The organism is Tractidigestivibacter sp. (genome assembly GCF_057241865.1).
Map to the genome: position 1 here is coordinate 1 of NZ_DBHHPX010000042.1, position 18,501 is coordinate 18,501.

At 60.1% G+C, this 18,501-nt stretch carries 18 protein-coding genes and 2 tRNA genes; 1 reads left to right on the top strand and 19 read right to left on the bottom strand.

The window, feature by feature from the left end:
• Positions 1-48: 48 nt before the first annotated feature.
• From dnaB to ACO59D_RS11235, 8 genes are all read right to left on the bottom strand, one after another.
• Positions 49-1,401, bottom strand: a complete 1,353-nt coding sequence (gene dnaB, locus ACO59D_RS11200) for a replicative DNA helicase (RefSeq protein ID WP_485127068.1) — start codon at positions 1,399-1,401, stop codon at positions 49-51.
• Between the two features lie 536 nt (positions 1,402-1,937).
• Positions 1,938-2,459, bottom strand: coding sequence for a 50S ribosomal protein L9 (gene rplI, locus ACO59D_RS11205; protein ID WP_485127055.1), 522 nt, complete (start codon positions 2,457-2,459; stop codon positions 1,938-1,940).
• A gap of 23 nt (positions 2,460-2,482) precedes the next feature.
• Positions 2,483-3,562, bottom strand: coding sequence for a DUF2232 domain-containing protein (locus ACO59D_RS11210; protein WP_485127056.1), 1,080 nt, complete (start codon positions 3,560-3,562; stop codon positions 2,483-2,485).
• Positions 3,563-3,591: 29 nt separating this feature from the next.
• Positions 3,592-3,870 carry a 30S ribosomal protein S18 gene (rpsR, locus tag ACO59D_RS11215; protein WP_059052580.1) on the bottom strand — a complete coding sequence of 93 codons (279 nt, stop codon included), beginning with the start codon at positions 3,868-3,870 and terminating at the stop codon, positions 3,592-3,594.
• A 48-nt stretch (positions 3,871-3,918) separates the two neighbouring features.
• Complete coding sequence (locus ACO59D_RS11220) at positions 3,919-4,458, bottom strand: single-stranded DNA-binding protein (protein WP_130811520.1); 540 nt, start codon at positions 4,456-4,458, stop codon at positions 3,919-3,921.
• A 47-nt stretch (positions 4,459-4,505) separates the two neighbouring features.
• A complete protein-coding gene (rpsF, locus tag ACO59D_RS11225) occupies positions 4,506-4,799 on the bottom strand; it encodes a 30S ribosomal protein S6 (RefSeq protein WP_130811519.1) in 294 nt (97 codons plus the stop codon).
• Positions 4,800-5,227: 428 nt separating this feature from the next.
• Positions 5,228-5,317, bottom strand: a tRNA-Ser gene (locus ACO59D_RS11230).
• A 44-nt stretch (positions 5,318-5,361) separates the two neighbouring features.
• Positions 5,362-5,452: transfer RNA gene (locus ACO59D_RS11235), tRNA-Ser, on the bottom strand.
• Positions 5,453-5,606: 154 nt separating this feature from the next.
• Here ACO59D_RS11235 and ACO59D_RS11240 point away from each other — a divergent pair.
• Entirely contained in the window at positions 5,607-6,353 is a 747-nt protein-coding gene (locus tag ACO59D_RS11240; RefSeq protein ID WP_485127057.1) for a trimeric intracellular cation channel family protein, read from the top strand.
• A 71-nt stretch (positions 6,354-6,424) separates the two neighbouring features.
• Here ACO59D_RS11240 and ACO59D_RS11245 read toward each other — a convergent pair whose 3' ends face one another.
• The 11 genes from ACO59D_RS11245 to ACO59D_RS11295 form a co-directional block, all read right to left on the bottom strand.
• Positions 6,425-7,747, bottom strand: a complete 1,323-nt coding sequence (locus ACO59D_RS11245; protein ID WP_485127058.1) for an ATP-binding cassette domain-containing protein — start codon at positions 7,745-7,747, stop codon at positions 6,425-6,427.
• A gap of 2 nt (positions 7,748-7,749) precedes the next feature.
• The gene (locus ACO59D_RS11250) at positions 7,750-8,106 is read right to left on the bottom strand and encodes a hypothetical protein (protein WP_485127059.1); all 357 of its coding nucleotides are present in this window, start codon (positions 8,104-8,106) and stop codon (positions 7,750-7,752) included.
• A gap of 300 nt (positions 8,107-8,406) precedes the next feature.
• Positions 8,407-8,694, bottom strand: a complete 288-nt coding sequence (locus ACO59D_RS11255) for a hypothetical protein (protein WP_485127060.1) — start codon at positions 8,692-8,694, stop codon at positions 8,407-8,409.
• 7 nt (positions 8,695-8,701) lie between these two features.
• Positions 8,702-8,914: a hypothetical protein gene (locus tag ACO59D_RS11260; RefSeq protein ID WP_485127061.1), complete on the bottom strand. Its 213-nt coding sequence runs from the start codon at positions 8,912-8,914 to the stop codon at positions 8,702-8,704.
• Between the two features lie 38 nt (positions 8,915-8,952).
• Positions 8,953-9,330, bottom strand: a complete 378-nt coding sequence (locus tag ACO59D_RS11265; RefSeq protein ID WP_485127062.1) for a helix-turn-helix domain-containing protein — start codon at positions 9,328-9,330, stop codon at positions 8,953-8,955.
• Between the two features lie 44 nt (positions 9,331-9,374).
• Positions 9,375-11,213: a translational GTPase TypA gene (gene typA, locus ACO59D_RS11270; RefSeq protein WP_485127063.1), complete on the bottom strand. Its 1,839-nt coding sequence runs from the start codon at positions 11,211-11,213 to the stop codon at positions 9,375-9,377.
• Between the two features lie 166 nt (positions 11,214-11,379).
• Positions 11,380-11,835 carry a hypothetical protein gene (locus ACO59D_RS11275; protein ID WP_485127064.1) on the bottom strand — a complete coding sequence of 152 codons (456 nt, stop codon included), beginning with the start codon at positions 11,833-11,835 and terminating at the stop codon, positions 11,380-11,382.
• 210 nt (positions 11,836-12,045) lie between these two features.
• Positions 12,046-14,811: a magnesium-translocating P-type ATPase gene (gene mgtA, locus ACO59D_RS11280; RefSeq protein ID WP_485127065.1), complete on the bottom strand. Its 2,766-nt coding sequence runs from the start codon at positions 14,809-14,811 to the stop codon at positions 12,046-12,048.
• 429 nt (positions 14,812-15,240) lie between these two features.
• Complete coding sequence (locus ACO59D_RS11285; protein WP_130811510.1) at positions 15,241-15,909, bottom strand: ABC transporter ATP-binding protein; 669 nt, start codon at positions 15,907-15,909, stop codon at positions 15,241-15,243.
• The gene (locus tag ACO59D_RS11290; protein WP_485127066.1) at positions 15,909-18,080 is read right to left on the bottom strand and encodes a hypothetical protein; all 2,172 of its coding nucleotides are present in this window, start codon (positions 18,078-18,080) and stop codon (positions 15,909-15,911) included. The genes ACO59D_RS11285 and ACO59D_RS11290 overlap by 1 nt, the downstream gene beginning before the upstream one ends.
• 72 nt (positions 18,081-18,152) lie before the next feature.
• Complete coding sequence (locus ACO59D_RS11295) at positions 18,153-18,443, bottom strand: hypothetical protein (RefSeq protein WP_485127067.1); 291 nt, start codon at positions 18,441-18,443, stop codon at positions 18,153-18,155.
• Positions 18,444-18,501 lie beyond the last annotated feature (58 nt).

Below are 18,501 nucleotides of genomic sequence, written 5' to 3' on the forward strand. Positions count from 1 at the left end.
AAGTCGGAGGCTGGCCCACCTTTGCCACTTGACAAGTCTATCTACATATCAGTCGTAACGGGTTGTGACTTCGAGGAACTTGGTCTTGTTGCCCACGAAGGTGAGGGGGACGTCACCAAGCGCGCCCGAGCGGTTCTTCGCGATGATGAAGTTGGTCACACCCATGTCCGGACGGTCGTCGCGGGCGGCCTCCTCCTCGTCCATGGAACGGTCGAGGAGGATGACGATGTCGGCGTCCTGCTCGATTGCGCCGGACTCACGAAGGTCCGAGAGCTCGGGACGCTTGCCGGTGCGCTCGGTCACGCGACGCGAGAGCTGCGACAGGGCGATGACGGGGCATTCGAGGTCTTTGGCCATGATTTTGATGCCACGGGACATCTCCGAGACCTCGGTGGCACGGCTGTCGGCGCGGCGCATGCCAGCAGGGGGCGAGAGGAGTTGCAGGTAGTCCACCACAACAAGGCCGAGCTTCTTGCCGTGGAGCATGCGGCGGGCCTTGGCGCGAATCTCGGTGACGGTTGTGCCGGGCGTATCATCGACCATGATATCCAGACCAGAGAGCTCATCGGTACCGCGAATGAGCTCGGGCCACTGGTCGTTCTGGATGTGCGCCGAGCGAATCTCCTGCAGGCCGACGCCCGACTGTGCCGAGAGCAAGCGCTGGGCGATCTCGATCTTGCCCATCTCGAGCGAGAAGAACGCAACCGACGCACCATTGAACGCTGCGTTCACTGCCAGGTTGAGCGCAAACGAGGTCTTACCAACGCCAGGGCGGGCACCGATGACAACCATCTGGCCGGGACGCAAGCCAAGGAGCTTCGAATCGATGGTAGGAAAGCCGGTCTTCACTCCCAGCTCGGAGATCTGGTTCTCGCACATGTCCGAGAGCTGGTCGAAGAGGTCGCTCATGATGGTATCGATGGATTGGTAGCTAGAACGCACGTCCCTGTTAGTGACGTCGAGCAGCATCTTCTCGGCCTTGTCCACGACCTCCTTGGTGTCCTCGGGGGCATCATAGGCCAAGGCAGTGATCTGTGCGGCAGCAGAAATCATCCGACGCAGTGTGGAGTCGCGACGCAGCATCTCAACGTGACGCCGCCATCCAACGAGCGCAAGCGAGTTGTTGCCAAGGTCAAGCAGGTAGGGCCTGCCACCCACGCGCTCAAGCTCCCCTTGGCTCTTGAGGAAGTCCGCAAGAGAGATGGTGTCCACTGCCATGTTGCGGTCGAACATCTCATGCATGGCTAGGTAGATTTTGCGGTTTGAGGGGATGTAGAAGTCATCCGGATCCAACTCGATGAGACATTCCTGCAGAACGTCCTGCGAGATGAGCATGGCCGAGAGAATCGAGGATTCGGCCTCGGGGTCTTGTGGCATCGCAACATCAGACGTCGCCGTCATCTGAGTGGGATTGATGTCGTACCCGTCCTGCGCCACCGTGCTGCACCCCTCTCCATCTCTGCCCGCTATTTCTCGTCCTCTGGATGCTACCGCATTGAGCATCCGCGGTTCATCACCAACCAATCGCCGACCGTAAGCCTTCTACCTGCGGCAAGCGAAAAAGCACTCCAGTCTTCTACAAGTGATGTTAAAAACGCCTCTCTCTGAGCGGGCACTTTGAGAGTTTTCAACGTTTTCAACAATTTGGCAAGCGGTGCGTTAACATCCGAGAAGGCCTTCTGGAGCAAAGGCCTTAAATATTCATTACGTTCGGAGCTATCCAGCTGATTTGGTATAAATATCCGCTTTTTTGATATTATCCCAGTTGAATAGCCATACGTATGCATTTTTCGGGCGTTTGCCCCGCACGCGGCATGTGCATGCGGGGCAAATTTGTGTTAGGCGACTACTCGCCGAGGACCACAACCGATGCTCCTGACTTGCTGGGGTTGTTGAAATCCCCAGTTGAGGGCCAGCCTGGTCGAAAACCCCTAAGGCTACTCGGCGGCCTCGGTGGCATCAGTGGCCTCTACAGCCTCGGTCGACTCAACGGGCTCAGGCTCCTCGGCAACAGGCTCATCGCCTACGAGGACGATAACCTTCGCGTTGACCTCACGGTAGAGGTTGATTTCGACGGCGTGACGGCCGGCGGTCTTAATCGTGGCGCCGCGGACGACGCGCTTGCGATCGACCTCAACATCGAGCTGGGCCTTGACGGCCTCGACAATCTGCTGAGAGGTGACGGAGCCGAAGAGCTGGCCCTCCTCGCCAATCTTCGCGTCGACCTTCACGAGCTTCCCGTCGAGGATGGCCTTGGTGGCCTCGGCGTTAGCGATGCGCTCCGCCTCGCGCTTCTCGATGCTGGCGCGACGCTGCTCGAGCTGCTTAAGGTTGCCGGGGGTAGCGGGCTGGGCAATCTTGTTGCGGAAGAGATAGTTCTCCGCGAAGCCCTGGGCTACGTCGACGACGTCGCCCTCTCCGCCCTTGCCCCGGAGCTCACCCAAGAGGATGACTTTCATGGGACACTCCTTCGTTCAGTCGGCTATGCCGACTTCTGATCTTGATCCGTGTTGCTCTGGATGGTGGTCTTCACGCCCCTAGGAAGGTGGCGGAAGTTCTTCCACACATCGACAAGCCCCACGACGGTCATGACGTAAAGCTGGTTCTCGAGAACGAGACCCGCGATTATGGTGCAGGCCCCCGCGAAGGCACCCACATGCCTGGTCCGAATGATCCAGGCGATGACGGCAAAGCCCTGGACTGCAAACGCAATCCTGAGTGCCACAAGCACGTTAGCGGAGACCATGTTCACAGCGGTGCTGTACGCTGCCGGAACAAGCCCCACCGCAGTAAGCCCTAGGATGTCGGCCACAAGCACGCCGACGAGCCACACGGGGACGTCGTAGCGGGCGAATGCGGGCAACGTTGCGCCCAACCCCTCTCGTCTTGCTGACGCTCGTGCGCCGAGAAGGCTGCAGAGGAACTCGATCAGGGCCACGAAGAGGTACGCGCTAGGCCAGTACACCTGGAGCATGGCGCGCAGTTCCTCAATCTGCGTTGCCGCTGAGACGGACGTAACGCTAATGCCCGAGGCATACGCATTCACAAGGTCCGTGATCATGTCGGCCATGGAGGAGCCCATGGACTGCAGCTGGATTACATCTACGCCGATGAGCGCGAAGGTGCCACATACAACAAGCGCGAACGCAACCGTAAGCGACAGCTTGCTACGCGATGTGGCCCATGCCGTCCCGATGCCTATGAGACAGGCAACGAGCACGCTTGGGGCCGTCGCGACTTCGGCCACGATAGCAACGACCGCCGCTGGCACGAGCGCACAGGCAAGTGTTGCAAGGGTCTGCATGTGGTTACGCGCTGCAAGCGTGATAACCGCACCGTAGCCAATGGCGAAGCACCCGAGCATGGGGATGTATCCAGCAATGGCTCCGCCAAGTGCGCAGATGACAAGCCCGACGATGAGCGACGATCCGCCACGCGGTGCCTGTGCACCGTCCCCCGCAGGAACGATCCCGCCCTGTTCGGGCGAGCTCTCCGTTGGGTTAGATGCGTCCCAGAGCGCAAGGGCCCTGGTCTGCTCGTCTGTATGCTTCTCCGTCGTCATGACCTAGTGGTTCTCTTTACGCCCGCACCCTAGCCGCGGCTGCGGCCACCGCGGCTGGAGACCACGGGGACGGTGTAGGGCAGGAGCGCCATAACGCGGGCCCGCTTGATGGCAACCGCGATATCGTGCTGGTGCTGCGTGCAGGCGCCAGTGACGCGACGGGGCTTGATCTTGCCACGGTCGGTCATGAACTTGCGAAGGAGCTGCACATCCTTGTAGTCGATGTACTCGGTCTCCTCCTTGCAAAACTGGCAGTACTTGCGACGCGGCTGGCGCTGAAACTCTTGCTTTTTCTGCTGCTGAGCCATGTCTGGTTTGCCTTTCGACCGGCGGCCCAATGGCCGCCCTTGCTGTTACTAGAACGGGATGTCCTCATCATAGACGTCTGCTGCGGGGGGCGCAGAGACAGGCGGTGCTGCCGGAGCTGGGGCGGAGTAGTTCTGCTGGGCAGGATACTGAGCCGGAGCCGGCTGCGGCGCGGGCGCGTAGGGAGCCTGCTGGGACGGCTGCGGCGCGTTGTTATAGCGCTGGGCAGGAGCACCCTGCTGCTGTGGTGCGGCACCCTGGTTCCTGGACAGGAACTCGACCTCGTCCACGACGACCTCGAGCTTGCTACGACGCTGACCTTCCTTGGTCTCCCAGGAGCTATAGCGAAGCTTTCCTTCGATAGCGACCTTGGAGCCCTTGCTGAGGTAGCGCGAGAGCGGTTCGGCACGAGCGCCAAACACAACGCAGTCGACGTAGTTGGGAACGTCCTCCCACTCGCCGGTCTGCTGGTTGCGACGACGGTCGTTGACTGCGACACCAAAGGAGAGGACCTGGGTGCCGCCACCGGTGGAACGAAGCTCCGGGTCCCTGGTGAGGTTGCCCGAGATGTTCACTCTATTAATACTCACGTTGCTCACTACCTCTCTGTGCGGGCGCAAGGCCCACCTTCCGCTGACTAGTCCTTGTCCGTGCGAGCCACGATCATGTGGCGCTTGACGGCATCGCTGATGCGCAGGACTCGGTCGAGCTCTGCGATCTGGGAAGGATCTGCGTGGAAGTTGATGAGGGTGTAGTCACCCTCAGTGAGGTGGTCGATCTCGTAGGCAAGCTTGCGCTTGCCCCACTCCTCAACGGAGTCGACGGTGCCGCCGTCAGTGGTTATAGCGACCTCGATGCGCTTCATGACGCCAGCGCGAGTCTCCTCGTTGCTCGTGGGATCGACAAAGAACAGCAGTTCATAGGCCTTCATGGTGTCACCTCCTCTGGGCTGATGGCCCTAGGTCGTGAAGGTTTGCGCCCAGGGCAGGAAGCATGCGATTTGGTATCGTATCACAGCTGCTGCAGATACTCCCCCTGCAATCTGCGGTCTGCGCGAATCCATAAACCCCATGCGACCTGCCATCATTACGCCTTAGCCCAGCCACGCATCCTTCTTGGTATGCCCAAAGGGTACGGCTGGCACCTGACACTTATTTGACGCTGCGCATACCGCTTTCGGACAGGCAGCTTACGGGTAGGGCTCTGGGGGCGAGAAACGCAGGAAAACTTGAAACCAAAGCTCGTAGCGAGACGAAATTCGTACATAGTTTCTACACTCTTTTCCTACAGCAGACGGGTCGTGCCGCGTCGCGATGGAAAAAGGGCAGGCGCCAGTTGGCACCTGCCCTTGCCGTCAAATGGCGGAGGGGGAGGGATTCGAACCCTCGTACCCCCGAAGGGGTAAACGGTTTTCGAGACCGCCGCATTCAACCACTCTGCCACCCCTCCGTGGGGTGAAAAGTGGCGCCCCAATGGGACGCCGCTGGATTTACTGGCGGAGAGTCTGGGATTTGAACCCAGGATACGCTTTAGGCGTATACACGATTTCCAATCGTGCTCCTTCGGCCACTCGGACAACTCTCCAAGAACTGCGACGGCTAGTATATCGTAAGTTCGTCAGTGAGGGGAGGTCGATTTTCTCTCCACCGGTTATTCTCGCCTTCTTGCCTGTACGGTCGCTCACGCAGCAGCAAAAATGCGAGAAGATATTTGCCCGTCAAACCTCTGGGGAGTCAGGATGCCGGAGCTGTTCTCAAAATTTGGCCCCGAGATGGCCGCCGTCTCTTTGCCTGCCTGGCTCGACCTGGCAGCCCTGATGGTTGGCGCCGTATCTGGCATCCTTGTGGCACGAGAGAGAAAGCTCGACCTCGTAGGGTTTGTTGGTCTCGCAATGCTCTGCGGCTTGGGTGGCGGGCTCATCCGGGACATCACCATGCAGGTGGACTCGGTTTACATGCTCTCCTCCCCCTACGCAATACCAGCTGCTGCCGGCATGGGCAGTATCGCCTTCTGCTTTCCGGGACTCCTTGACCGGTTCTCCAGCCTCATCGAGTGGGTTGACATCATCTCGGTTGGACTCTTTGCCCTCATGGGTACCGATAAGGCCATCGTCTACGGGCTCCTGCCGTTCTCAGCAATCCTCATGGGAACCCTTACGGGCGTGGGCGGGGGTATGCTCCGTGACGTTTTCCTGGGTGATATCCCGCGCATCTTTAAGCCAAGCAACTACTATGCCCTCTGCGCACTTGCCGGCTCAACCGTCTACTATGGGGCAGTCCTAATCTTCTGGCTGGGAAAGCCCTGGGCTGCCATCCTGTGTGTGGCGGTAACCATGAGCCTCAGGCGCTGGTCGCTCCACTACAACGTGATTTCACCAAATGACGTTAACCTGGCACCCCGCGTGGCTGGCGGCGTGCGCAGGCTCACCAGACGCGTCTCTCGGTCAAGGAGCGCCACGAGGAGAACGCACCACCGCGAGAAATGAGACAAGGAGGGGACTGCCCCCTTGTCTCCTGGCCACCGCGAAGGCCGAGGGCGTCGCGCGCTCCAAGCGCATTACTCGCCGCACCCAGCGCGGAGGGCGCGACCTGTAGCGTCCACCCTTTCGTGCAGACGCCCATCCTCCATGACGAGAACTCCGTCATAGAGCCGCTCTCGCTGGAGGCTCAGGTGGTGGGTCACCTCTATGACGGTAACGCCGTCGAGTGCGAGCAGAGCGTCCTTCACCTGCTCTGCCATACGGCCGTTCAGGGCCGACGTGGCCTCATCTGCAAGGATCGTGGTCTTGCCGTACGGGGGCGCCCGGGCGATTGCCACGCGCTGGCGCTCGCCTCCCGAGAGCCTGGAGCCGTCCTCCCCGACAGGCGTGTCGAGCCCCTGGGGCAGGGAGCTGACGACGCCTTCCAAGCCTGCAAGGGAGATGGCACGCATGACCTGCTCGTCCGTGAAGGAGCCTCTTGGCGTTATGTTCGCGCCAAGCGTGTCCTCGAAGAGGAACACGTTCTGATGGATGAAGGCCGCGTCTGGAATGGCATCCTTCTTGTCATCCGTCAAGATGGTTCCTGAGGTCGGAGTCAACGTCTTGGACAAGAGCCCCAAGACCGTGCTCTTCCCTGACCCGCTGTCGCCCACGATGGCATACTTCCTGCCAGCCTCGAAGCGTGCGGTGCAGTCCTGCATAACACCTTCCTCTGCGTCAGCATAGGAGAAATACACGGAGTCCAAGCTCAATGAGCGCACAACGGGCTTCCGCTCCACGATGTCATTTCCATCGCCATCACGATGGGCGGTCGCCAGGCCGTCAATCAGGTCAAGTATGGGATGACATGCCCGCACTTGGGCGCGCTTGGAAGGGAGCTCCGTCGCGGGAGATATGACCTCTCCCGAGAGCTGCGTCACAGCCACGGCGCTGTCGATCGTCACCATACCGTTGATGGCAAACAGGCCCGTCACGCCCATGATCGTGAATTGGGACATGACCCCAAGCACACCTGCCGTCCCGGTGACACAAGCCATGAGCTTCGAGAGCGAGGCCTTGTCCCCTTCGAGCTTCCCTGCAGCCTCGTCGTGGAGGGCCTCTGCGGTCCGCTCCACGCGGAACGCATGCACGGCCTCGGTCCCCTTTGATACGTCCCGCACGCACGTGTTGTATTCCTTTGTGCTCCTCACTATGCTTTCCTGGTATGAGGACAGGCGACCTCCCAGCAGGCGGAGCACCAGCGAGGGCAGCGCCATGCCAGCCACCGACACGACTGCCACGAGGGGGTTGATGTACACGAGCATCGCACCTGCAATCACCATCTTGACGACAGAATCGGCGATGCCGAAGAACCCACCGAGCCAGTCCTTCTCGAGCGTGTCCATGTTCTGGCCGAGCATGGTCAGGTGCCGTGCGCTGTCCCCCTGGGCCGTGACGTCGTCTTGCCCTCTGTATATATGAGTCCGTGGGCAACCTGCGACCGCAAGCTCGTCATCACCCGCCGGACCAGGCTTGCCTTGTATCTTCCGTAGGCCACGACGAGAACCCCAAGCACGCCAGAGTAGGCGAGGGCGAAAATCAGGAAGCGCAGGATCAGTGCGGGGTCTGCGGTCGCAACCGACGTGGCCACAAGATCGAGCAGCATGCTCAGCAGTAGGGCGATTCCAACGTACAGTATCTGGAAGCCCAGCAAAAGAGCCATGAGCAAAGCCAGGCGACCCCACCCCACGGCTTTGACGATGTAGGAGCTGTATCGCATAATGCCATCCGTTCATTTGAAACGCTGTCTAAGGGGCCGACGGCATGATGTTGCTTACTGAAAGCAACTCCATCGCCGCCGGCCACAAGACAATTAGCCGATGGTAATCTCAATCTTAATGCTCACACCACCGTTGCTATGCCGTACTTGCCTCTCGATTTGCCTCTGCACGTCAATCACCTCCTCTTACTTGTCCATACACATCATCTCGTGGAGGAGGGGCAGGTACCATATCGGCCCGTGTAAAAATAACCTCAGACGATAAGTCCCGAGGGGGCAGGCCCTAGCGGCGTCGGTCTCCTAAAGGCTGGCCCCAAGCTCACGGGCCGCCCACCCTCGCATGACTGCAGCCCCCACGGCGTCGCCAATGAGGTCCAGGTAGGGTATGACGACGGAGAGCTTCCTTTGGGACTCCTCCGCTCGGCCCTCGCGAAGGTCCATACGGGCCTCTGAGTAGAGGAGCTGCGGGAGGTAGGAGTGGAGCTGCTCCTCCAGGCACTCGCCCTTTGCTTGTCGGACAAGGCGCGCAGCGTCGGCATAGCGCCCTTCCAGCTCGAGGCACTGGGAGACGTTGAACTCGACGTTCACCCGTATCTCATGGTATTCCAGGGTGTCCGTGGCCTGATGGGTCAAGCGAAGAGAGCAACTCCTCCCCAAACCGTATTGCCTCGACCGCCCGGCCTGCATAGAGGATGCCGGGAACCCTGAGGGCAAGGCACTGCGCCTCGTCCCCTGAGAGCAACTCGTGCCGCAAATCCGTGAGATCGATATCTGGCTTTGTGAGCCGTATCGCCTGCTCGATCTTCAAGAGCGCCTCCTGCGCGGCATCTGGCTCCTGACCTGCGCTTAGCAAGACCGTAGCAGACAGGGAGAGGTAGACCTGTCGATCGTCGGCCTTTCGTGCACCGCCTCGCCCAAGCGCTCGAGCTGGGCCGGGCACTCGTCCAACCTGCCACGGTTGAGCAATATGCTGACGCGCTTCGCCCTATCCTCGAAGTCGCGGTCCTGCTCGCTCTGGTAGTACACGTTGCACAGCTGATACATGCTCGAATGGAGTCGCGAAAGCAGGGCGTCGAGGAGCGCCCTTGATGGCATTTGGTGCCCGTTCTCGATGCGCGAGACCATTATGGGCGAGCAAAGCCCCTCCGCAATCTGCTCTTGCGTCAGATTCTGTCTCTTGCGGAGGTCACAAATGGTCTCCCCGAACGAGTTGGACTCTGCCATGCCTCACCCCAAACGCCAGACGTTTGAACCGCTTGTCGATCGGCTTACTTGTCCACCATCCCATGGCGCACGCGCCACTTGCGACGATCCGTCTCGTTCAGGATGCGCTTGCGCATGCGGATGTTCTTGGGCGTAATCTCGACCAGCTCATCGTCCATGATGTACTCAAGGGCCTCCTCCAACGTAAAGGTGCGTGGCGGCGTGAGCTGCACGGCGACGTCTGCAGTGGAGCTACGCTGGTTGCCCAGGCTCTTGGTACGCGCAATGTTCACCACGATGTCACCGGGCTTCGAACGCTCGCCCACAATCATGCCCTCGTAGCATTCGTCACTGGGGCTCACGAAGAGTGCGCCGCGATCTTGGAGGTTACCCAGGGCGTAGGCGACGGCCTTCTCGGTAGACATGGAGATCATGGCACCGTTCTGGCGCTTACCCAGCTCGCCCTCCATGGGACCGTACTCGAGGAAGTTGTGGTAGAACACAGCCTCGCCGTGGGTGACGTTCAAGATGCGGTTCTTGAGACCCATGACGCCGCGTGTGGGAATCTTGAACTCAAGGTGGTCCTGCTTCGTGCCAGAGATCATGTTGGTCATGTTTCCACCGGAGTTGCCAAAGAGCTCGATGACCTTGCCGGAGTACTCGCCCGGGCACTCGACCACGGCCTCCTCGATGGGCTCGAGCTTGTGCCCATGACCATCATCCTTGAAGAGGACGCGAGGGCGACCAACCTGGAACTCGAAGCCCTCGCGACGCATCTGCTCCATAAGAACCGAGAGGTGCAGGATGCCACGGCCGGCCACCTCAACGCCGGTCTTGTCAGGCAGCTCCTCGATGCGCATGGTGACGTTGTTCTCGCGCTCCGTCATCAGGCGCTCCTTGAGCTGGCGGCCTCCCACAACATCGCCGTCACGGCCAACGAGCGGCGAGGTCGATGCCTCAAACACAACGGACATGGTAGGCGGGTCGATCTCGATGGGGTCAAGCTCCACGGGGTTCTCGGGATCGGTGTAGACGTCGCCGATGTCGGTATGGCCAACGCCCACGACGGCGGCAATGTCGCCTGCCTGGGCCTCGCCACACTCATTGCGACCAAGATAGTCGAAGGTGAAGAGTTGCTTTACTTGGCTCATCTCGCGGCTGCCGTCATTCTTCACAACGAGGATCTTGTCGCCGGCGTGAATGGTGCCTGAGTAAATGCGACCAATGCCAATGCGTCCAACGTAGTCGGAGTGATCAACGGTCACGCACTGCATGGCCAGCGGGCCTGCGAGGTCAACATCGGGAGCGGGCATGGCACCGACGATCATGTCGAGCAGCGGGTACATGTCCATGTTGCCGTCGTTGGGGTCGAGGCGCGCAAAGCCGTTCACGGCCGAGGCGTACACGACGTGCTCCATGGCAAACTCGAGCTCATCGTCGGTGGCACCCAAGTCCATCATGAGGTCGAGGCAGTCGTTCAGGGCCTTCTCGGGATTGGCTCCATCACGGTCGACCTTGTTGATAACAACCATGATGGCCAGATGTGCGGCGATGGCGTGAGAGAGGACAAAGCGCGTCTGGGGCATGGGGCCCTCCGCTGCGTCGACCAGAAGCAGTGCGCCGTCGGCCATCTTGAGCACGCGCTCGACCTCGCCGCCAAAGTCCGCATGGCCTGGGGTGTCAATGACGTTAATCTTGACGCCCTGGTACTCGATAGAGATGTTCTTGGCCAGGATGGTGATACCGCGCTCGCGCTCCTGATCGTTGGAGTCGAGCACGCGCTCCTGAACCTGCTGGTTATCACGGAAGGCATGGGTAGCCTTGAGCATCTGGTCGACCAGCGTGGTCTTGCCGTGGTCAACGTGGGCGATGATTGCGATGTTTCTGATCTGCTCCTGGAGCATGGGCACCTCTCGTTTAGCTCGCCAACGCCGCAACGCCGCGTGCGTCAGCAGATACCAATTTCGCGGCAACTGTATACCAGCGCAGAGACCAGCGGGCCCGACGGCACGCTGTTCCACGCAAACTGCTACATGATACGCCAAAGCGGGCAAGGGCTGCCGCGCTGCACTACCCCAGAAGGTTTTCTACCTCACCTGCGGGGGCAGGGTCTGTCCATGCAAAGCCGTCGCCTGCACCCTTGCCATCCACAAGCGAGAACGCTGAGAAGCTCGTGCGGCCCTGCTCGCCAAACTCGAGCAACACCGCGTCCTGGTAAGCACCTCGCTCATTGGCAACCGCACCCTCGTAGGCAAGGGCGTAACGCACCGGGTCACCAAGTTGTGCCGCGCCGTCACCATGGGAGCGCACGAGATCGCGGACGCGCTTGCGGGCCCCTTCGAGACATTCCTCCGGGCCGTCATCGGCAAAGGTGTAGCTGGCAATGTGGCCAGCGGCGTCTTCGACGGCGAGAATGACATCCAGATTGACGCCCTCGGCTAGTACGTCAAACGCCTGACCCATGAGGGTGCTCGAGAGGTCATCGAGCTCCGGCGAGACTCCCTGTCCGTCCTTCTCGGCACCCATGAGGCCTCCCAGTTGGCCGCGTTGTTCCAACACAACCATGGTAGCCGTTCCCGGCCACGGGGTGGCGCGACCCTCCTCCCCTCCCTCCGTTCTTTATCGGTTTTTGAGAATCAGGCGCCACGTTTGCCCAGTTAGCGAGCAGGACGATTCTCAAATTCCGCTGAAGAACGAGGGGAGGAGATGGAGAGGAGGAGCGGAGAGGAAACACCCCTACAGAAGGCGACCGAAGCGGCGCACGTAGGCCTTTCTCACCACCAGTACGAGCGCTGCGTAGGCGGCCACAACCACTGGAAGCACGGCGAGAAACGCCGGAGGCAGCGATGCCATGCCGAGGTCGGCACCCGCTGCGGTGAACGGGATGACCAGCGAAAGCACGATTGCGCCTGCGTCGAGAACCAACACGCGCCAGTCGGCCATGCTCTGCATGAAGGGCACGCGCTCTGTGCGCACCAGATGCACAAAGAGCACCTGCGTGCACATGGACTCGACAAACCAGCAAGCTTGGAAGGTTGCCGTGAAGAGAGCGGCGGCAGAAGGGTCTCCCGCTATGGCAGGCCAGGCGCCTCCGGCCACGGCCGGGCACACCCAGAAGAACAGCAGCACAAAGGTCACGATGTCAAAGACCGAGCTCGTCGGCCCAATCCAACGCATGAAGCTCGCAATCGAGCCGGACCTCCACGCCTGCGATGCCCGCAGCTCCCGCGCGTCGACATTGTCCCAGGGAATGGCGGCGCAGGCGCAGTCGTAGATGAAGTTGAGAAGAAGAAGCTGCACGGCGGTCATAGGCAGGAAGGGCAGAGACACGCTCGCCACCAGCACCGAGAAGATGTTGCCAAAGTTCGAGCTCGCGGTCATCTTCACGTACTTGTTCATGTTGAAGAAGGTGCGGCGACCCTCGACAATACCCCTCTCCAGGACCCCAAGGTCCTTCTCGAGAAGGATGATGTCCGCAGCCTCCTTGGCCACGTCGGCCCCGGAGTCAACCGAGACGCCGCAGTCACTAGCTCCCATGGCGGCAGCGTCGTTCACGCCGTCGCCCATGAAGCCCACCACGTGTCCACGCGTCCGGAGTGCTCGCACAACGCGCACCTTCTGGTCGGGCGAGAGCTTTGCGAAGACGGTAACGTGCTCGACCCTCTCCGCGAGCTCCTCATCGGAGAGCTGCGCGACCGACGCCCCCTCGAGGGTCCCCTCCACGTGTAGGCCAATCGTCTCGCACACGGTGCACGCAACGCGAAGCGAGTCGCCGGTGAGGACCTTGGTTGTCACGCCATGCTCTCGCAGAGCGGCCACCGCTTGGGCGGCGCTTCTCTTAGGCGGGTCGAGGAAGGCCAGGTAGCCAATGAGCGTCATGCCCTGCTCGTCCTTGCCCGAGAGCACGCCCACATCGGCCGGATCGGCCTTTCGTGCCACGCCAAGAACGCGCATGCCCTTATCAGCCAGATCGTAGGCCGTAGCCAGGACCTTCTCGCGCATGTCATCGCCAAGGGGCACCACGCGACCGCCGTACTCGACCTCGGTGCAAACCTGAAGGACCTCCTCGATGGCCCCCTTGGTGACCATGCGACGACGGCCGTCCTTGTGCTCAACCACCACACTCACGCGCCGGCGCTCGAAGTCAAAGGGAACCTCATCGACAAGGCGCCAGTTCGCAGAAAGCTCATCGGCATCGATGCCGCGCCCGCCCTGGGAAGTCTCCTCGCTTGCGCGGGTAATAATCGCGGAGTCTATGAGGTTGCGCACGCCCGTCTCGAAGAAGCTGTTGAGAAAGGCATAGCGGAGCACGCGTGAATCCTCGTTGCCCATGAGGTCAAGGTGGCGTTCCAGCACCACGTGGTCCTCGGTGAGGGTACCTGTCTTGTCGGTGCAAAGAACGTCCATCGCACCAAGGTTCTGGATGGCATCGAGGCGCTTCACGATCACGCGGTCGTGCGAGAGGTCCACGGCGCCCTTGGCAAGGCACGTGGTCACAATCATGGGCAGCATCTCGGGCGTGAGACCCACGGCAACCGAGAGCGAGAAGAGCAAGGCCGAGAGCCAATCGCCCTTCGTGAGTCCGTTGATAACGAGGACGAGAGGCGCCATGGCCACCATGAGGCGCAGCAGGAGCTTGCTCACCGAAGCGATTCCCTCGTCATAGGCAGTCTTGCCGCGCTTGGCACCAAGGCTTGTCGCCATGCCGCCAAACATGGTGTTTGCGCCGGTGGCGACAACCACCGCCTCGCCACTTCCCGAGACCGCAGTAGAACCCATAAGCGCTATGTTGTCGAGGTCCCCCGCGACGCGGGTGTCCTTCTCGGGCTTGGGGCACGGTGCCGCCACACGCTCGACGGGAAGGCTCTCGCCCGTAAGCGAGGACATGCCGAGGAAGAGGTCGCGCGCCTGGATGAGGCGGGCGTCGGCAGGTACGACGTCACCTGCAGAGAGGTGCACAATATCACCAACAACCACATCTGCCAGGGGAATCTCCACGCGCCCCGTCCCTTCTCGCTCCACGCTGCACGTGGTCTGGATGGTCTTGGCAAGCGCCGCCGCGGCGTCGTCGCTCTTGCCCTCCTGTACGAACCGCAAAGTTCCGGAGACGGCAATCATCGCAAAAATGATGATGAAGGTCGATGGGTCGCGGTCGGCGGGAGCGGCGAGAATAACGTCCGTGACAAGAGACACCACGGCGAGAAGTGCGAGGATTCCCGTGAAGGGATCCACGAAAGCCTTTGCGAAGCGCACCGGAGCAGAGTCGCGATGGGCGCGCTCTACCTCGTTTGGACCCCATACAGCGCGGGAAAGCTCGACCTTCTCGGCAGAGAGGCCGCCACGACTGGTGTTGAACTCGTTGAGAAGCTCTTCCGTCTCGAGTGAGGAGACACGACGCAACCATTCGAGCTGGGACGTCTTCCCCGTTGGCGTCTCCGCTCGACGAGCGATAAGCCCCGTCCTTGTCAGCCCGGACAGGAACCCGTTGGTGAGCAGCCTCATGGGCCACCTCCAATCCGGGGATGTACGCAGGGACACAGTACGACGTCAGCTGCGCAGGAACCGGCAACGAGGCGGGCACACTATTGGCTTGGATGGACAGGGTGGAACCGCACCAGCGCTACCGGCGGCGCCCGTCTCCCCTTCTGGCAGGCGCCAACCTCATTGAGTTTGCGTTTTCTCGAGCATGACTACCATCGCCCATGGATGGCACCTCCTTGGCGTCAGGGGCTCCCGCCCCATACATGCGACCCATAGTGTAACTCGTGTACCAAGTATAGCCATTCTTTAGCGGTTTCTGTGAAACTGGCATCGCGTTTGCGCAGGTCGCGAGAACCACGATTACCAGATACCGATAAAGAATGCTAGCGGCGGCCCGCAGCGGGGCGGGGCGGCGGCCGCAGGACGACCGGGGGCCGACGGAGGGGCGGCTCAGCACATTTCGTGGAGCACACCGTCCGACATGTGAAGGATGCAATCGCACTCCGCCGCCATGGACATGTCGTGCGTCACCATCACGAGCGTCTTGCCTGCGTCGTGGGTGGCCGAGACAAGCGACCTCATAACGACGCCCGCCATCCGGGCATCAAGCGAACCTGTCGGCTCGTCGGCGAGGATGAGGTTTCCCGGCTTCAACATGGCCCTGCTTATCGCCACGCGCTGCTTTTCTCCACCAGACAGCTCACTCACGGTAGAGGACAGCTTGTCGTCGATGGAAAAGCGCGCCAACGTCTTCCTGATGCGGGACAGCTTCTCGTTTGTATCCAGTTTGGTGTAGTGCAAGGCGAGCATGAGGTTGTCGCGGACCGTCCTCGACTCTATCAGCGCAAAGGACTGAAAAAGGTAGTTTATCTCGTCGCGGCGCATAAGCATCGCTGCGGTGCTGTTTATCTTGGGATACCTCGTCCCCGCAAGGTAGATTTCCCCCGAGTCAGGAGTATCGAGCAACCCCAGTATATTGAGCAGGGTTGTCTTGCCGCAGCCGGATGGACCGGTGACAGCAACCGTATCCCCCTTCTGTATCTCAAGGCAGAGGTTCAAGAGAATCCTGTGCTGACCAAAGGACTTACAGAGTGACTCTATCTGAATGTATGGACGCATCACTGCTCCCTTGAGACGGTTTCCAGTACAACGGACGCAGTCCTCGTCCGTGACATGATGACAATGGCGAGGTTGGAGATGCACAAGAGGGCGGCGCCCACCAGCAGGCCGGCGTTGCATCTGAGGATGGCGCTGATGACAATCCCCGCCATCGTCGAGGCATTCACAAACAAGACCTCACGGCGATACAGCTCCCATACGCCAAACCCCAAAACGTACTTCACGGAGATCTCGCGGGCGCTCACCTGGTTGACAATGCCGACGATGCACGCAACCACAACGGACGCGGTGGCCATCAGGAGAAAGAGAGCCATCCCAAAAAGGGCAAAGAGGTCCATGAGGCTCTTTTGGAGGCCGGAGATGTAGTTCTCCACGGTGGCAAAGCGCACAGCGAGAGATTTGCCCAAAGAGGTGGCACCATCATCGCCAAGCAGGTGGGATGCGGCGCTGTTTCCCAGCTTCACGTACCCGTTATCCAATCCGGAGGCCACCAGGCTCTCCGATTCGAAGGGAACCATGTTCTCGGCCGTGATGACCCCTATCACAAAGCCGCTCGCCGTGGTTGGCTGGTCCGCATCCGCACTCCACGTGAACAGCTCACGATCTCCGTCGTAGGTGATGAACTCGTATTGGGGGTTCTCCATGAATGTGGTGACGATGTTGGAGTCGGACACCTTTCTGGCGGAAACAAGGAAGCTCTTCATTGCCTCCGCCTCAGAGGCGTCCAGGGTTTCTGGCAGGAGGTACACGCGCTCGCCATGTTCGGCCCTCTCGACGACATCGTTAGGGACGTCGATACCCACCTGCTTGAGGTAGGAGGGAGACGCCGCAAGATACCAGAACGGCTCTGGCATATCATCGGATGACCCCCTCATGTATGCCGTAATGGCTGTGGCATCGAAGTAGGTAGTATTCACCAGATAAACGTCCTCGTCGCTCTCGTGGGAGGCGTACCACGCATACATATCCTTGGAAAGGCTCATGGGGTTGCCCTTAAAATGTGAGCCATCCAGGCTAAAGTCTCGTACCACGTACCAGTCTTTGTATTCGCTCCACACGGTGCGGGTGTGGACAAGAGCGGCATACATGTCGAGAGGCTGGTCGATGTACAGACAGGCCCCGAATATCGCGACTGTACACAAGAGGTAGACCGACACGGCCAGCGCGTAGAAGCCTCGGCGAGAATAGCGGCCACAGATTGCGTCGACTGGGCGCACGGTGGCAAGGGGGACAATGGAGACGCCCCAGGAGACGAGAACCACCATCACCGCCGGCAGCACGGACAGGGCTGCAAAGGCTATGGGTGCGGGGCCAAGGGAGAACCCATCGAAGATAGCGAGCGAGCCAAACAACCCTATGGGTATGACGACGGGGAGAAACGCCGCTTGATTGGCTATCAGCTCGGCGGCAAAGGCCCTCCGGCTCCAGCCCAGCATGAGGTGTACTCCCAGCGTCCTGAGCTCAAGGAGTGAGTGAGTCACCGTAAGAAGGCAGAGGACTATCGCGAGTACGACAAATGCCCCCTCGCAAAACCAGTAGATCAGGCCCGTGTCCGTAGCCGAGCCAGACATCTCGGTGGTGAGACTGTCTGCACTCACCCCAATGGCTGATGACAGATCGTTGACAAGCGTCTGGAATTCTCCATCATCAAGTCCGATGACCGTGCAGGTACGTCCGAGACTTGACCCCGATTCCAGCCTATCCACTCTAAAGTAGAGTCCGGCTCTGATACTGGGGAGCGTCTCAACCCGTGAGAAGGCATCGTTCCCATATCCCGCATAGCTGCCGGGATTTGCAGCACTTATCTCTCTTGCCACGGAGCCGTCCACAACCCTGGTACCAAGAAGGTCAAGGGGTTCGAAATCTGCGCCTTCCGCAGAGTCTGGCATCAGTACGCTAAAAGTGTAGAGCGCCGACCCCGATTGCAGGGATTCCCTGTTCCGGCCCACCGCAGTGAAGCCCCTCTCCTCGGAGAACTCACGCAGCACCGCGACAAACTCATCCTTCTGACTGTCGGTCAGCTGCGCGGTATACATCTTGGGCTTGTCGGACAGCCAAGACTCGACCAGGCGCATGGAGCGCATCTCCAAAATGCCCTTGGCACTGACAAACGATGACGCGGCGAGAAGGATTATGACAATGAGGTTGGTGACAGACCAGGTCTTCTTCATACAGCACCGCCATTGAGAAGTCATTCACCTGAACTGGTAAGAAATATCGCGATAGACTCTCTTAAAGAAACTCTATTCTCTGCAGTTCCAGTACGCTTCAAGGGTGGCTGTCCCAATCCAGCCCCAAGCCTTTGACAGTGTCCCTGGCTGCTCCCAACCAGAAGAGTAGCCATTGCAGGAAGAGCAATGCTCATAATTTTGGCTATTACAGTCTGAGAAACCAAAGACCTTGGCGTTACGACCGTAATTCCAGTACACTGCCGTACCCTTGTAGTAAACGGTTTTTGCAAGAGCGGCCATTGGTGTGCCCACCAGGGCACAACAGATCATAATTGGTAGAATGATGCTTTTTTTCTCTTTCATGGTTGCCTCCTATCTTCAAGTCGTTGCATCTGAGAGCCGGATACCGGATGCTTTGATG

Excerpts from the sequence above, each read along its gene's own strand:
- dnaB (WP_485127068.1), bottom strand. The coding sequence starts at position 1,401 with ATGACGGCGACGTCTGATGTTGCGATGCCACAAGACCCCGAGGCCGAA.
- rplI (WP_485127055.1), bottom strand. The coding sequence starts at position 2,459 with ATGAAAGTCATCCTCTTGGGTGAGCTCCGGGGCAAGGGCGGAGAGGGC.
- ACO59D_RS11210 (WP_485127056.1), bottom strand. The coding sequence starts at position 3,562 with ATGACGACGGAGAAGCATACAGACGAGCAGACCAGGGCCCTTGCGCTC.
- rpsR (WP_059052580.1), bottom strand. The coding sequence starts at position 3,870 with ATGGCTCAGCAGCAGAAAAAGCAAGAGTTTCAGCGCCAGCCGCGTCGC.
- rpsF (WP_130811519.1), bottom strand. The coding sequence starts at position 4,799 with ATGAAGGCCTATGAACTGCTGTTCTTTGTCGATCCCACGAGCAACGAG.
- ACO59D_RS11240 (WP_485127057.1), top strand. The coding sequence starts at position 5,607 with ATGCCGGAGCTGTTCTCAAAATTTGGCCCCGAGATGGCCGCCGTCTCT.
- ACO59D_RS11245 (WP_485127058.1), bottom strand. The coding sequence starts at position 7,747 with ATGCTCGGCCAGAACATGGACACGCTCGAGAAGGACTGGCTCGGTGGG.
- ACO59D_RS11250 (WP_485127059.1), bottom strand. The coding sequence starts at position 8,106 with ATGCGATACAGCTCCTACATCGTCAAAGCCGTGGGGTGGGGTCGCCTG.
- ACO59D_RS11265 (WP_485127062.1), bottom strand. The coding sequence starts at position 9,330 with ATGGCAGAGTCCAACTCGTTCGGGGAGACCATTTGTGACCTCCGCAAG.
- typA (WP_485127063.1), bottom strand. The coding sequence starts at position 11,213 with ATGCTCCAGGAGCAGATCAGAAACATCGCAATCATCGCCCACGTTGAC.
- ACO59D_RS11275 (WP_485127064.1), bottom strand. The coding sequence starts at position 11,835 with ATGGGTGCCGAGAAGGACGGACAGGGAGTCTCGCCGGAGCTCGATGAC.
- mgtA (WP_485127065.1), bottom strand. The coding sequence starts at position 14,811 with ATGAGGCTGCTCACCAACGGGTTCCTGTCCGGGCTGACAAGGACGGGG.
- ACO59D_RS11285 (WP_130811510.1), bottom strand. The coding sequence starts at position 15,909 with ATGCGTCCATACATTCAGATAGAGTCACTCTGTAAGTCCTTTGGTCAG.
- ACO59D_RS11290 (WP_485127066.1), bottom strand. The coding sequence starts at position 18,080 with ATGAAGAAGACCTGGTCTGTCACCAACCTCATTGTCATAATCCTTCTC.
- ACO59D_RS11295 (WP_485127067.1), bottom strand. The coding sequence starts at position 18,443 with ATGAAAGAGAAAAAAAGCATCATTCTACCAATTATGATCTGTTGTGCC.